Below are 14615 nucleotides of genomic sequence, written 5' to 3'. Positions count from 1 at the left end.
CTTGAACCTTGAACCCTTGCGCCCAATGGTCCAGTTCAGGTTTCTTCCACCCTCTTTAACTAAAAAATATGGCAGAACTAAAAAAATCTTTGAGTACGCTTCGACTTACCTTTTATGGCGTTGGCACGATTGTGGGTGCAGGAATCTATACCGTGATTGGTGCAGCTGCTGGACAAGCGGACACAGACCTTTGGTTGAGTTTTATTTTTGCAGCAATTGCGGCTAGTGTCTCTGCAATGTCCTATGCAGAGTTGTCCTCTACCTATCCCAATGCTGGTGCGGAATTTATTTTTGTACGCAAGGCATTTCCAAAAATTGATATTCCGTCTTTTCTCACGGGTTGGACGATTGCGTTTCATAGTTCGGCCACCATTGCAGCCGTGTTACTTGCCTTTTCGGGGTATTTCAATACGTTTTTTAATATGCCCTCTCTTCTAATAAGTTATGGCATTTTATTGGTGTTGTCATTAATTAGTATTACAGGCATCACAAAATCGTCGACAGCAAATATTATTATGGTCAGCATTCAACTTTTGGGATTGTTATTATTGATAGTATTTGGACTTTTGGAAACTGGTCCACCCAAAGCAGAATTTTTTAAAGTTGAATCGATTTCTGGAACTTTGGCGGCCACAGCTACACTGTTCTTTATCTATACTGGTTTTGAACATATGGCAGCTTTGGGTTCGGAAGTTAAGAACCCAGGGAAAACAATTCCCCGTGCATTTTTAATGACTATGGTAATAACTACAATAATTTATTTATTTATTGCTTTTACGGTTTTGAATATTGCAGACCCTTCCGCTTTGGCAAACGTGGATTCGCCACTTTCTCTTGCATCTTCCAATCTCAACAATTGGTTGCCTGTGGTATTGGCTATCGCTGCACTTTTTGCTACGGCTAATGCTGCTTTTAGTGGTATCATATCCATAAGTAGGTTGCTTTTTGGAATGGCCAGTGTGGGAGAACTTCCAAAGTTTATGACCAAAACCAATGCACAGAAAGTACCGTGGGTTACTACTATTGTAGTTATGGCAGCAGTTGCGGGATTTTTATTGTTGGGCGATATTAAGATTGTAGCAGGTATGTCTTCTTTAGGCGCTTTACTTGTTTTTGTTGCCGTAAATGTCGCACTTATCGTGCTTCGGTTTAAAGCACCAGAGCAAGAACGACCATTTAAAGTTCCTTTGGCTATATGACGAGTGCCGATTTTACCCATTTTGGCGATACTTATAAGTCTATCATTGATAATCCAATTTAATTGGCAGGTTTATTCAGCGTTCGTAGGTGCTGTTATCGTGGGTATTGTGCTTGATTATTTTTTGGACAAAAAGTCAAAAGATGAAATAGACCCTGAAAAAGAAAAGGAACTTTTTAACCATTAAAATGAAGCTATGGACTGGATGTTTGAAGATTTTAAAACTGACCTAGATACCTTAAATCCTATTGTACGAGAAAAAGCCCTGTCCATAGCAAAAGAACTAATTGAAAAAAAAGATATTTCAGCAAAAGAAGCTTTATCAGAAGGCATCATAAGGGCGGAAGAATGGTTTTACGATTTAGAAGGATAATTATTAATTAAAAACTATATAAAATGTTACAGATAATCGAATTAAAAGAAAAAAATATTGTTGCAACAAAAGCTTCGGGCAAATTGAGAAAAGAAGATATAGAAAAAATCCACCCACTTATCCACGCCATACTGGACAAGGGAATGAAAGTCCGTTGGTATTTTGAGATGGAAAACTTTACAGGTTGGGATTTACCTGGTTTATGGGAAGACCTGAAAATGGACACAGCCCACGCCACGGACTATGAAAAGATTGCTATGGTTGGAGATAAAAAATGGCAGAATTGGATAACCCAATTTATGAAGCCTTTTACGAACGCCGAAATTAAGTATTTCAATATAGACCAAAAGGAAGATGCCAAAAATTGGATTGAGAGCCAGTAAGCTTACTTCCATAAAAGACAGACGATGAATAAAAAGAATATTTTTATTACCATACTAATTGGGTTTGCCATAGGTGTTTTTATCCTTCAACCTTTGGGGATAACAATTTTCACGTTTAGCAGCCAGAATTACGAAATCAATTGGTGGCAATATTTAATAAATAATTTCATTGAAATTTTGAATATCAATGGGAATCAAATTTTTGAGAACATTCTGTTTGGACTATTAGGTGCCAGTGTTGCGCTGATGTATTATTTCGGTAACAGAGAAAAGGATATAGATAATAAGTAGCGGTAACTGGTTATGTGAAAGAGTGAAATTTTTTATTTAAAATAAATTAAGTGATAACTTAATTAATAGCAGGCAGCTTTTATGATGCTTCTTAAAGCAAAATGATTAATAGCATTAAAAGCAAAAGTAGAAGCTGCTTTTTTTTTGTTATAAAATTAAAGATGGATATTATGAATGTTAAACATTGTATTTTAATAATCTTGTTGGTTAGTTATTATAAAGTAAACGCCCAAAAAATTTATACAACTGAAGAAGGTCATATTATGATGATGACTTTGGTTGATGATAAAGCCGTCAAGGCAGAAAGCCATAAATTGGCCTTATATCTTGATTATGATTCCAAAGTGGTTAACGGTGTACTCGACCTTAAGACTTTATCAACAGATAGTCCTAAAATCAATACCATTTTACAACAGCGGGAAAACCCTTTAATACTGCGGTTTACTGGCACAATTCCATCACAAGATTTTTTATCAAAACGGCACGACCCTATCAACTTTAATTGGCTGATAGATGTTACTTATCAAGGGAAATCCTTTAAATCACAATTTAAAGCAACCATTACCCATATAGAACAAGGAGTAAGTATGTCCTGCCTGATAAGTGCAACCGGACAATTATTGGTTTCAAATACTGGTTTGGATTCCTTAATAGAGGGTATCGATGATACCATAGAGGTGCAGTTTGCCCAATTGGTGTTGAGATTGGAATGACTGTGAATTTAAATAAAATTATAATTGATATAAATGAAAAAAAAGAAACTGAATTTAAGAGATTTAAATAAAACTTCATCCGATAATCACAAGCGCAATGATGGCCACAACCATAGCAGTCCGGAAAGTATAGGGAAATTTAAAATTTATGTACCAGCAATTTTCAGCTTTGTAATGCTCATTGCGGGCATTGCGTTTGATTATTTTGAAACCTTCCCCTATTTTTCGGGCTGGATACGTATCGTCTGGTATGCAGTCGCATACCTTCCAGTAGGTTTTCCTGTAATAAAGGAAGGTTGGAAAAGCATCAAAAATGGCGATTTTTTTACCGAGTTTTTATTGATGTCCATCGCAACCATAGGTGCATTCGCCATTGGCGAATATCCCGAAGGTGTGGCAGTAATGTTGTTTTATGCTGTAGGCGAATTGTTCCAAAGTGCCGCCGTTAAAAGAGCCAAGAGAAGCATCAAGGCATTACTGGATGTAAGACCTAATGAAGCCTTGGTCTATAGGAACAACAATTATGTTTCTGTAAATCCCGAAACCGTTGCTATTGGCGAAAAAGTGCAAGTCCGTGTGGGCGAAAAAATCCCTTTGGATGGTATTTTATTGTCCGAAAAAGGCTCGTTCAATACCGCAGCATTAACGGGCGAAAGCAAACCTGACACCATTGCAAAAGGAGAAAAAGTATTTGCAGGAAGCATCAATCTGGATGGCGTTATTGAAATTGAAACGACCAAAGAATTTAAGGATAGTTCCATTGCAAGAATTCTTGATATGGTGCAAAACGCCACCGCACGGAAATCAAAAACCGAATTGTTCATTAGAAAGTTCGCAAGAATCTATACACCAATCGTTGTCTTTCTTGCGATTGGATTGACGTTTATACCCTACTTTTTTGTGGACGATTATGTCTTTAGCGATTGGTTGTATAGAGCCTTGATTTTCTTGGTTATTTCCTGTCCTTGTGCATTGGTTATCTCTATTCCGTTGGGTTATTTCGGTGGATTGGGAGCAGCTTCAAAAAATGGAATTCTCTTTAAGGGAGCTTCCTTTTTGGACGAAATGACAAAGGTAACTACGGTTGTAATGGACAAAACCGGAACCGTGACCAAAGGGGTTTTTAAAATCAAAAATGTCGTTGTAAACAATGGGTCATTGAGCGAAGCCGAAATGATGAAATACCTAATGGCGATGGAAGAACAATCCACTCATCCCATTGCCAAGGCAATTATGGAATATAAAGCCGATGGCGAAGATTTTCAGGCAACAGAAGTAACCGAAGTCGCAGGAAAAGGATTAAAGGGAATGGTCAATGGCAAAACTGTTTTAGTTGGGAATAAACCATTGATGATTTCAAATAATATCGAAGTTCCATCTGAAACCGACAACATTGTAGAATCCATTGTGATGGTTTCCATTGAAAGCAAATTTGCAGGCTATGTAATCATTGCAGACGAGTTAAAGGATGATGCACACGATGCCATTAAACAAATTCGGGAATCTGGTATTTCAAAAATCATAATGCTTTCGGGCGATAAGGATTCAATTACGCAACAAGTTGCCAAAGAAATGGGTGTAGATTGGGCAAAAGGCGGTTTGCTTCCAGAAGATAAATTGAAGGAAGTCGAAAAACTAATGTCCGAAAACGATAACAAAGTTGCGTTCATTGGCGATGGCATAAACGATGCGCCAGTTTTGGCAGTAAGTGATGTAGGTATTGCAATGGGTGGTTTAGGTAGCGATGTCGCCATTGAGACCGCAGATGTCATTATCCAAACAGACCAACCGAGCAAAATTGCAAAAGCTATTAAAATAGGTCGTTCAACCAGACGTATTGTATATCAAAATATTGCGCTTGCTTTTGGAGTAAAAGCTGTGGTTCTTGTTTTGGGAGCAGGCGGTCTGGCGACAATGTGGGAAGCTGTATTTGCGGATGTGGGAGTGGCTTTGTTGGCTATTTTAAACGCTGTAAGATTGCAGAAGATGAAATGGTAATAATCAAAAGCGATGTATCAAGAACAGAAAAATAAAAGAAATAAGAAAGTTAATAAATCATCGAATAACAAAATCACAAAAAAAGATAAGTTCAATGGGATTCTTGCAATAATCTTTGTGGTAATAACCGCATTCCTATTATACTATTTTGTGCTAAAAGGGAATATTCATAAGCATTGATTAACTACGAGAATATAATGTTCCAAGTGGTTTGTGGGATTACAGCAAATAAAGTTGAAGTGATTGGTTGGTTGGTTCATAGCAAAAATGATATTCTATGTTAGAAAATAGACGAGATAGACGAAATAAAAAAAACAATAAAGTACCAGCTGTAAAAAATAGCATTACCAAAAAAGATAAAATAATTTGGATTGGTATTCTAATCGTTGTTATCCTGTTAATCTGCTTTGTACTGTTCTTGCAGTTCCTAAAGTATTTTATATCTGTTTAAGTGATTAATAAAAATTAAAGAAAATATTTAGCATAGCTATAAAATATGCAAGAGTTGTGAAGGATAAATTGACTGGTTTTAACTTTCCCAATTTAACGTTACTTATAATTTTGAATGCAACGTTTTTGCAAAATATGAAACGGTAATAATGATACCGAAAATAAATGACAACAAATTACGACGACATATTAAAAAAATTAGACTCTGAATTAAATGTTCTTGAAATAGAAGAAGAAGATATTTTAGTGAGAGCTGAAAAAGGGATTAAACTTGCAAAGCAAACCCTTAATAAAGTTAGAAGTATCATAGTTGACTATGAATTTAAAACCAAATCAGAGGAAATACATTTCTTTAAATGTACTAAACCGAAAATTTATAGCAAACTCATCTATTATGTAAAACTATTTAATATTGAAGGTAAAAGACCGAGGGGAAGTAATAAATCTCAAGTAAAATATTTGAACAATTATATTGAAAAACTTCAAACTTATTTTAACGACAATCTCGATTTTTACCATTATTACCGTAGGGAAGCAACTGTATTTGATGAACAATATTTTTTGAGAGGCAAGGCAGATATTCGGTTATTCCCGGATTCATTTCACTTTTTTGTAGATGAACAATTTGCAACAAGCCACGATAGTACCGTAGCCACAATTTTAGCCTACGACCTTTTGATTGTACACTTAAAACGGGAAATTGATAAATTGGAAAATAATGGAAATTATGCAAGTTTAAGATTGTTACAAAGTAAAACCAAAATTACCTGGACAGCCCACAAAATATATTTAATTGAACTGATATACGCTTTGCACAGCACAGATGTCATAAATAATGGTACTGTTGACATTAAAGATATTGCCTATTTTGTTGAAAAAACGTTTAAAGTGGACTTGGGCGATTATTACAGAGCTTTTCTGGAAATACGAATGCGTAAAAATGGTAGAACCAAATTTTTGGATATACTGAAAAAGCAGTTGACCAAAAGGATGGATGATACTGATAACATAAAATAAAACACCCAAGATGCTTCAACTTGGGTGTTTCTCGTTTTGAGGGAAAAATCATTTTTTTTGGTGGTTTTTAGATGTGGTATTTTTTGGGAAAGTACCAAAACCCTCTATTGTATTACATTGAAAATGAGAGAGAAAAAATACCCAAGTAGCCGCATCTTGTGAATAAAATCCATCAAACTATCTCAATTTTGTAGAACGAAAGTCAAATCAGGTCAGAGGCTATCAAATTACTTGACAGCGATGCGATAGTCTCTTACTATTAAAACCGTTCTATTATGCCGACATCAATAATTACTACAGACGACCTTCGGGAATTCAAAATGGAATTGCTCGATGACATCAAAAACCTTCTTTCCAAGCAAGCTACTGGAAAACTGAAGAAATATCTTAAATCTTCCGAGGTTATGGATTTACTACAAGTAAGTCCAGGAACACTTCAAAATCTGCGTATCAATGGTACGTTGCCCTACACAAAAGTTGGCGGAATCATTTACTATGATGCAGAGGAAATCCAAAATGTGATGAACGCCAACCGCGTTCAACACAGCATAAATTCTTAAGCGATGAACTATATAAAGCTACTCAATGCGGCTTTTTCAACGTTCTATTTTGATGACCGCCTCAATCCCACGCACATAACCCTGTATATGGCATTATTTCAAGAATGGAATAGTAGCCGATTTGCGGACGAATTTTATGTGAACCGCAGAGATTTAATGAGGGCTGCCAAAATTGGTTCTAAATCAACCTATCACAGATGCGTTACGGATTTGGACTCTTGGAATTATCTATCATACTTCCCTTCCAACAATCCTTACAAAGGCAGTAAAATCAAGATGGCCATAATTGGGACAAGTGATGAGCCTGATGTGGGACGGTACAGTCCCATATTAGAACAACTTGCGGGACACTACCATCCCAGAAATGAACCAGTAGTGTACCAACACCATACCACAAATGGACAAGTAATGGACTCGCACCGTCCCGTGAGTGGACAAGCATTGGTATCTACTATAAACAATACCAAACAAGTAAACAATATAAAACAACCAAAGGGCAGGCAGGCCGTTTTTATTTTTTTTGAAGAAAAAGGTTTTGATGCTGATGAAGGAAAAAAATTCTTCGACCACTACGAATCGAACGATTGGAAAACAAGCGACGGAAAACCGATACGAGATTGGCAAGCTTTGGCTAAAAACTGGATGGACAGAACTGAATTATTCAATGAGGAAAACAAACCAAACACAAAGCAACCGTCCCATATTAAGGACAACTTGCGTACCACTAAAAACAAAGATTATGGACAACCCCTCTAAAATTACCGAAGGTGGCGTGGAATATTCGCTTGGAAAGTTTGATGGTAAAAGCGTGTTATACGATTTTGATAAAATCCTGATTTATTTGGATGCAAAGGGAAAGTTGCTCTTTGGCAAACAATTTAGAATCTATGATGAGGACACGGTTATCATCCGCAAACTATGTCACTATTTCATCAAGGACAAAGAAAATTGCCTGAAAGATGATATCGACACTAACAAGGGTATTCTTCTATCCGGGCCTGTGGGATGTGGAAAGACCACTTTGATGAAACTATTGCGATATATCGTGCCAATGCAACGACCTTATGAAATGATTCCGTGCAGGAATGTTGCTTTTAGCTTTAACCATCTAGGCTTTAAAACCATTGAGGATTATGGCAGCACCAAATTCTACTGCTTTGATGATTTAGGCATTGAACCTGCAGGACGATTCTATGGTAAAGATTTGAATGTGATGGGCGAAGTATTACTTTCCCGATACGAACTTTACCTTGAGACCAAACACAAAGTCAAAACCCACGCTACTACAAACCTAAATGCTGAAGAACTGGAAGAACGGTATGGAAACCGTGTTCGTAGTAGAATGCGCGAACTGTTTAATTTGATTGCTTTTGATACAAAAGCTGGGGATAAGCGGAAGTAAATTTTAGAATACTATTTTTCAAATTGGCGCTTGTTTAATGGATGGTCATTTAAAACCTATTTACTTAACAACAACTGTTGTTTTCTTGAATTGGTGGACAAGAAACTGTCCCATAACTGCAATAAACACAGCAATCCCCTTCATTTGGTTTTAGAACCGTTTTACAATTCTCACATTCGTAGAAAAACTGACAAGCTTTTGTTGGCATATCCTCTACTTTTTTATGTCCGCAGTTTGGGCAGGTAATTTCTGATTTTAATTGGACTTCCATTAGTTTTCTTCTTTGTAGGTTACTTTATAGCCTGTAGAATTAATTGCTTTTTCTATATCCTCTTTAGTAGTTTTCGAATTATCGAATTCTACTTTTGCGTTAGCTTTTTCATAGGAAGCATTTACATTTACAATACCCTCTAATTCATTAACAGCGTGCGTAATGTGTTGTTCGCAAGAAGCACAAGTCATCCCTTTTACATCAAAATTTACCGTTTGAATATTGGATTGATTCACTATAACCACTTCTTTTTTATTAACTGGATAAAAAATATGAGAGTAGTATGGAAAGCTTATTGAGATAGCCGCAAATAATGTAATTCCTATTAAAAACCCTTTAGTTTGAAACCACTTTGGCTTTGCATCTATTTCACAGCAATCATCTGCTTTTTTAGGTTTTAAATAATCATACCACGCATAACCAATTGCTATGATAGCGACACCAATTAAATAGGGTCTAAAAGGTTCCATCCAAGATAAAGCGGATGCACTCCCTCCAATTCCAGCAATTAATGCAATAACTGGTGGTATGCAACAAGATGACGCTGCTATTGCAGCAAACAAACCTGTATATGCTACATTTTTTGATGTTTTTTCTGTACTCATAATTAAAAATTTATGCTGTTTTTCTTTCTAATTTGATTGACTTAAATATACTATTCAGAATATCCGTCTCATCCTCATTCAATGAATAGTATAAGGTTTGCCCTTCTCTCCTTGAGCTTATAATACCTGCATCTTTCATTTTTCGTATATGCTGAGAAACGGCAGGAACACTCATACCTAAAATATCAGCTAAATCACAAGGGCATAATTCTTTTTCCATATTTAAAAGAAATAGAACTTTTAAGCGCACTTCATTACCTGAAATAGATAGTAGTTTCGATATTTTGTCGAAACCATTAGCCATACCATCAATGGTAGTTCTACAGTTTAGTAATTGCTTATGGTCAGCCTCAGCTCTTGTACAGGATATTTCTAATTTCATATTAATGCTTTAGACGAGCAAAGGTAAAAGTAATTACTTATTTAAGCAAATACTTAAATATTAAATTATATTCTGCTCTAACTTTTAGTTGGTTGTCTTAAATAAGATAGCGGGTGTTATGCGGAAATAATCTAATTTCTGAAAGACTTATATAAGAAAATCACTTCAGAAATAAATTGGATTACAATCGCTTTTAAACTCTTTGTTAATTCTAAAAATAGGTCTTTCATAATAGTATTAGTTTTGTATAGATAACAAAATGGCTGTGGCAATCAATTGGATATTGTTAGAATTTGAAATATAGTTGCCTTCATCTTTATTACTCAAAAACCCTAATTCTATAAGTACAGAAGTGCAAACATCAACCGTTTCTCGAAGTACCTGAAAATTTGCAAACTTGACACCTCTACTTTCATATCCCAATTCTTTATTAAGTGCGGCTTGCACTTGAAAAGCAAACCAAGTAGAATCATCTGAATATTTGGATTCTGCATTTGTCACGTAAACTTCAACACCCCTAGCATTCGGATTATCCGAATGATTGCAATGCAACGACAAAAATAAATCAGCTTTTAGAGCTTTGGCAAGTTTGGTTCTATCTGATAGTGAAATAAGTGTATCGCTGTACCTGGTCAAATAAATATCCAAAGGCTTATCCAACTTGTTATTTAGCTTCAAAATCGCACTTGCAATATTGAGTACAACATCTTTTTCTAGGATGCCATTTACACCTATCGCACCAGAATCTTTTCCACCGTGTCCAACGTCAATTAGTATTCTTTTTTGAATGGCTGTTTCCTGTCCAAAAATGATACACATTTTCAAGAGCAAAATCATAAAACTGACGTTTTTGAGCACTTTTTTCATTTTCAATTTTAGGGTTATTAACAATTCAACTTCCAAAAGTCATAGAATTTGATATCAAATAATAACAAAGGAATTCAAACAAAATCAAATAATATTTTGTTCACAAATATTTGATTATCAGGTATTTGTAAATAAATATATGTAAATTTCCAATAACGAAAACAACACAAAAATTTAAACTGTTACGTTATGAAAAAATCAATCTATTTGGCAACTTTTTTGTCGTTGCTCTCAACATCACTTTTTGCACAAATTGGGGGAATCGAAGATTCGGTCGATGATGTTTCCAACACCATCCGAACCATTTTTCCAATCATATTAGGGGTCATTTTCCTCATCGGTTTCCTGTTTAATGCAGGGCATTTCTTTGGGGAAAATGCTGACCTAAAAAAGGGTATTACCAGAGTACTTGTATTTGTTTTGATAGCTGGCGCAGTAGTCGGCATCTTCACTTACCTAATTGGAATCGTTGTATAATGAAGCGGTTCGAGGTCTATAAAAACATTAGGAAACGGGCAGTCATTTTTGGCTTCCCCATTTCCCTGTTTGCCTTAATGATAGTTTCCATATTGGCCTCATTGCTCATAGTAATTTTCTCTTTCAGCTTCGTGATGATTATAGGTATTCTCGTTTTTAACGCTGCGCTCTATGTGGCTTTGACAAGAATTAGCCACAACCCACAGATTTTTCAAACAGCCAACGCTTTTCCAAAAATTATAAGTAACAAAAGAAATTCAGGTTTTAACTATGAATAAGATTAACCTTTCGGCATATCAGCCCATCGTAGATATTCAGGACAATATCGTCTTTGCCAATAATGGCAATGTAGTCTTGTGCTATACAGGGAATCTACCTGAAATTTATTCGCTTTCCGAAAAGGACTTTGAAGATATGCACGGTGCTTGGTTTCAGGCTTTGAAATCGCTGCCTGTGGGAACTGTGGTTCATAAACAGGATATATACCTGAAGAAATCCTATTCTTCTGAACAGCTTCCGAATAAAACATTTTTAGAAAAAGCAACGCACGAGCATTTTAAAGGTCGTGGACATATTGAGCACAAGTGCTATTTGTTTTTCATCTTGACCAAAAACAAAGCGCTCAACAATTCAAAATATGTCAATCCCTTTAGAAAAATTTCAAAGGGAATTGTACAGGAACTGGACGATAACATTAAGAGTTTTGTAAACTCTGTAAGCGATTCTGTTTCCTTTATCAATAATAGCCGAAAGATGGCATTCCTTCCGCTTAAAGCGGAAGGGATTCAGAAACTCACAAATGGCTATTTCAATGGCTTCAACGAAGGCTTCGATACCGACATTCTATTAGATAAGAAAAGCGTCAATATTGGCGAAAACCATTTTGATGCCCTTGCCATCAATAGCGAACTGTGCTTTGGCGAAAGTGTACAGAGTAGCAAAACCAATGAGAAATTCACATCTGACGATTTTGTGTTTCATCAAGGGTTTATTGATGGCTTAGGGCTTACGCTTAACGAAAACCACATTGTCAATCAGATTTTATATCTCGACGACAAACAAAAGTGGCGCAAGCTGCTCGACAAGAAAGTCGAGGAACTTAACAAGAGTTCCAATTTCGGTTCACAGAACAAAGTGGTTTTGGGGAAAATCCAACATATTCTTGACCAAATCAATGCCGATGACAATGCACGGATTATTCGTGGTCATCTCAATATTGTGTATTGGTCTAAAGAAGCCAAAGACCTAGACAAAATAACTTCAAAAATTAAAACTGAATTTAAGGAACTGGATATTATTCCATACTATCCGAGAGGCGAAGAGCGCAAGAATTATATATTAAACAGTTACTGCTGTTTTTCGTCCAATTTCTCGAACAACGATTTATATGTTACCGATTTAAAACACGCATTATGCCTATTCATCAATAATACCAATTACAAATCTGATACTACCGGAATCATCTTCAATGATAGAGAGCATAATATTCCTGTTCTAAAAGATGTTTGGGACGAGCGAAAAAAACGTATCAAGGCTCGGAATTTTGCCATTTTCGCACCAACGGGCGAGGGTAAATCCTTTTTAGCCAATAATATTTTACGCCAATACTTTGAAAGTGGTGTTCGTCTGGTCATTATCGACTTGGGTGGCTCGTACACTAAATTTGCCAAACTATATCCTGAAAAATATACGGTACTTCGGTACGAAAGTGGAAAAAATCTTGGCATCAATCCTTTTTATATAAGTGATACAAATGATCTGACACCTGAACGATTGGAAGATTTGTCTGTTTTCCTTTTTGAGCTGTTCGCTTCAGATTTAAAGGTTACTAAAGCACAGTCGGTTTCAGTCAAAAAAATATTGCGTCATTATTACAATAGCATTTCAGAAAATCATTCGCTCGAAGGATTTTACAATTTTATAGAAAGGAATCAAGAGGATCTTCTTGACACCCTAAAAATCCATCCCGACTACTTCAACGTTACCAGCTTTTTGCACGTAATGTCCGAATATGTCGGCGATGGTCTATATAGTTTTCTGTTTGAAGTGAGTGAAGACCAAACCTATAAAATAGAGGACAAACGTTTGATTGTTTTTGAACTCGATGAAGTCAAAGACAATAAGGAAATCCTGTCCGTAATGTTGAAGCTGATTAAGTCAGCCATCCAAAGAACCATTTGGAAAAATAGGGCTGAAAAAGGTATCATCCTATTTGACGAGTTTGCCAAGCAACTGAAGTTCGAGAACGTTCTTGAAAGCGTAGAATTCTATTATCAAGCCATCCGTAAACAGAACGGTGCTATTGGTATCATTCTTCAATCCATCAATCAACTTCCCAACAATTCAACATCTGCAAGCATCCTTGAAAATACACAGGTCATTTACAGCCTTAACAACGAAAAAGGCTATGCCGAATTGGTCAAACGCCTTAATCTTTCAAGCCACGATTTAAACCAATTAAAGTCCATCAAAAACAACCTTTCCGGGCCACGGAAGTACACCGAAATGTTCATTAAAATCGGTAGGGAAAGTAACATCTTCCGTCTTGAAGTTCCGAAGGAAGTCTATGCGGCTTACTTAACCGACGGACAGGAAAACGAAGAAATAATAAAGCTCTACAACGAGCATCACGATATGGAAAAAGCAATAATTCAATTCACATCTAAAACATAACATTATGAAGACAAAATTCAAAATTTTAGTAATGACAGTAGCATTGACCTTATTTATGTCGGGCAACGCTACTGCCCAAGGAATGCCCACTTATGACAATACCAATTTTATCAGCTTGGTAAAACAACTGATTGAATCGGGTAAACAGACTGCTCAAATGATTAAGTCTGTAAAATTCTTAAAAGATGCAAAAGAGGCCATCGAAAAGGTTTCAAATGTGGTTCAGCAACTTAGAGCAGTTCAAGAAATTGCAGACAACAATCAACGCCTTATTCAGGTAATGCAAAATGATTTACAGGACATTTTAAACTCGCCTTATATAAAGCCAGATGAAGTAAGCAGGGTTATGGAATCGTTTGATGCTATAGTTCAAAATTCATTGGACACGGTAGATTTTATTGATGAAGTTCTATCAAGCGACTATCTAAAAATGAGCGATGCAGAGCGTGCCGCAATTTTGAAAGAAAAAGAACTGGAATCAAAGCAAATGGTTTCTACCATCACTACAAAAACGAAACGCTATCGTGATATCATTTCATTCAGAAAAATGCAGGATAAAGTAAATAACCGCGAAACAGGATATTAAAAATGACCGCAACCATACTTTTAGGAATTGGATTGGAATATATCGATACGGTATTTCAGACCATTCAGAACAGTAGCTTCTCGCAATATACTATTGCCGGAATGAAAACGCTTGCTGTCCTGTTCTTTCTGGTCAACATCCTTAAAAAGTACAATGAAGGTATTGCGGACAAAGACGGGTACACTTGGGGATTGAGTCCTGGTGAACTGGCAAAGAATTTTGCTATTGTTATTCTGGTCATATTCTCAACGCAGGTATTAGGGTTTTTCGATGGAATTTTAGTGGCCATCGAAAGTCAATATCGAGGGACTGCACCTGCATTATTGCCATTACAGATGCAGGATATTCCGTTAGAGGAAGATGTAAGTC

The 14615-nt window shown here is 36.2% G+C and carries 17 protein-coding genes and 1 pseudogene; 14 read left to right on the top strand and 4 right to left on the bottom strand.

The window, feature by feature from the left end; translation table 11 throughout:
- Nucleotides 1-68: 68 nt before the first annotated feature.
- From DCS95_RS07400 to DCS95_RS07360, 10 genes are all read left to right on the top strand, one after another.
- Nucleotides 69-1199 carry an APC family permease gene (locus tag DCS95_RS07400; RefSeq protein WP_244178413.1) on the top strand — a complete coding sequence of 377 codons (1131 nt, stop codon included), beginning with the start codon at nucleotides 69-71 and terminating at the stop codon, nucleotides 1197-1199.
- Between the two features lie 195 nt (nucleotides 1200-1394).
- Nucleotides 1395-1571 (top strand): hypothetical protein, encoded by a 177-nt coding sequence (locus DCS95_RS20230; RefSeq protein ID WP_164674149.1) that lies wholly within the window; start codon nucleotides 1395-1397, stop codon nucleotides 1569-1571.
- A 23-nt stretch (nucleotides 1572-1594) separates the two neighbouring features.
- On the top strand, nucleotides 1595-1954 hold the full coding sequence (locus DCS95_RS07395) for a SpoIIAA family protein (RefSeq protein ID WP_026775382.1): 360 nt from the start codon (nucleotides 1595-1597) through the stop codon (nucleotides 1952-1954).
- 24 nt (nucleotides 1955-1978) lie between these two features.
- The gene (locus DCS95_RS07390) at nucleotides 1979-2245 is read left to right on the top strand and encodes a hypothetical protein (protein WP_116770199.1); all 267 of its coding nucleotides are present in this window, start codon (nucleotides 1979-1981) and stop codon (nucleotides 2243-2245) included.
- A 170-nt stretch (nucleotides 2246-2415) separates the two neighbouring features.
- Entirely contained in the window at nucleotides 2416-2958 is a 543-nt protein-coding gene (locus DCS95_RS07385) for a hypothetical protein (protein ID WP_116770905.1), read from the top strand.
- A gap of 33 nt (nucleotides 2959-2991) precedes the next feature.
- Complete coding sequence (locus tag DCS95_RS07380) at nucleotides 2992-4956, top strand: heavy metal translocating P-type ATPase (protein ID WP_116770198.1); 1965 nt, start codon at nucleotides 2992-2994, stop codon at nucleotides 4954-4956.
- A gap of 615 nt (nucleotides 4957-5571) precedes the next feature.
- Nucleotides 5572-6423, top strand: coding sequence for an RteC domain-containing protein (locus DCS95_RS07375; RefSeq protein ID WP_116770197.1), 852 nt, complete (start codon nucleotides 5572-5574; stop codon nucleotides 6421-6423).
- Nucleotides 6424-6698: 275 nt separating this feature from the next.
- Nucleotides 6699-6983: a helix-turn-helix domain-containing protein gene (locus DCS95_RS07370; protein ID WP_076547100.1), complete on the top strand. Its 285-nt coding sequence runs from the start codon at nucleotides 6699-6701 to the stop codon at nucleotides 6981-6983.
- Nucleotides 6984-6986: 3 nt separating this feature from the next.
- Entirely contained in the window at nucleotides 6987-7739 is a 753-nt protein-coding gene (locus DCS95_RS07365) for a hypothetical protein (RefSeq protein WP_076547099.1), read from the top strand.
- Entirely contained in the window at nucleotides 7723-8385 is a 663-nt protein-coding gene (locus DCS95_RS07360) for a DEAD/DEAH box helicase family protein (protein ID WP_076547098.1), read from the top strand. The genes DCS95_RS07365 and DCS95_RS07360 overlap by 17 nt, the downstream gene beginning before the upstream one ends.
- A gap of 64 nt (nucleotides 8386-8449) precedes the next feature.
- Here the strand turns inward: DCS95_RS07360 and DCS95_RS20500 are convergent, their stop codons facing one another.
- The 4 genes from DCS95_RS20500 to DCS95_RS07340 form a co-directional block, all read right to left on the bottom strand.
- Entirely contained in the window at nucleotides 8450-8656 is a 207-nt protein-coding gene (locus DCS95_RS20500) for a GDCCVxC domain-containing (seleno)protein (protein WP_076547097.1), read from the bottom strand.
- Nucleotides 8656-9261, bottom strand: coding sequence for a mercuric transport protein MerTP (gene merTP / locus DCS95_RS07350; protein WP_076547096.1), 606 nt, complete (start codon nucleotides 9259-9261; stop codon nucleotides 8656-8658). Before merTP ends, DCS95_RS20500 begins: the two co-directional genes overlap by 1 nt.
- Nucleotides 9262-9271: 10 nt before the next feature.
- Entirely contained in the window at nucleotides 9272-9643 is a 372-nt protein-coding gene (locus DCS95_RS07345) for an ArsR/SmtB family transcription factor (protein WP_076547095.1), read from the bottom strand.
- Between the two features lie 237 nt (nucleotides 9644-9880).
- Nucleotides 9881-10510 carry an N-acetylmuramoyl-L-alanine amidase family protein gene (locus DCS95_RS07340; protein WP_076547094.1) on the bottom strand — a complete coding sequence of 210 codons (630 nt, stop codon included), beginning with the start codon at nucleotides 10508-10510 and terminating at the stop codon, nucleotides 9881-9883.
- Nucleotides 10511-10699: 189 nt separating this feature from the next.
- Between DCS95_RS07340 and DCS95_RS07335 the strand changes: the two genes are divergently transcribed.
- The 4 genes and pseudogenes from DCS95_RS07335 to DCS95_RS07310 all read left to right on the top strand — a co-directional run.
- A complete protein-coding gene (locus DCS95_RS07335; RefSeq protein ID WP_031428457.1) occupies nucleotides 10700-10987 on the top strand; it encodes a hypothetical protein in 288 nt (95 codons plus the stop codon).
- Nucleotides 10988-11257: 270 nt separating this feature from the next.
- Nucleotides 11258-13660: a TraG family conjugative transposon ATPase gene (locus tag DCS95_RS07325; protein ID WP_076547092.1), complete on the top strand. Its 2403-nt coding sequence runs from the start codon at nucleotides 11258-11260 to the stop codon at nucleotides 13658-13660.
- A gap of 4 nt (nucleotides 13661-13664) precedes the next feature.
- On the top strand, nucleotides 13665-14246 hold the full coding sequence (locus tag DCS95_RS07315; RefSeq protein ID WP_076547091.1) for a conjugal transfer protein: 582 nt from the start codon (nucleotides 13665-13667) through the stop codon (nucleotides 14244-14246).
- A 2-nt stretch (nucleotides 14247-14248) separates the two neighbouring features.
- Nucleotides 14249-14615: pseudogene (locus DCS95_RS07310) on the top strand (hypothetical protein); the annotation flags it as partial.

The organism is Maribacter litoralis (genome assembly GCF_003075045.1).
In the GTDB taxonomy this organism is placed as follows: domain Bacteria; phylum Bacteroidota; class Bacteroidia; order Flavobacteriales; family Flavobacteriaceae; genus Maribacter; species Maribacter litoralis.
The sequence above is the reverse complement of the archived record's forward strand: the minus strand, read 5'-3'. Positions and strand labels throughout refer to the sequence as shown.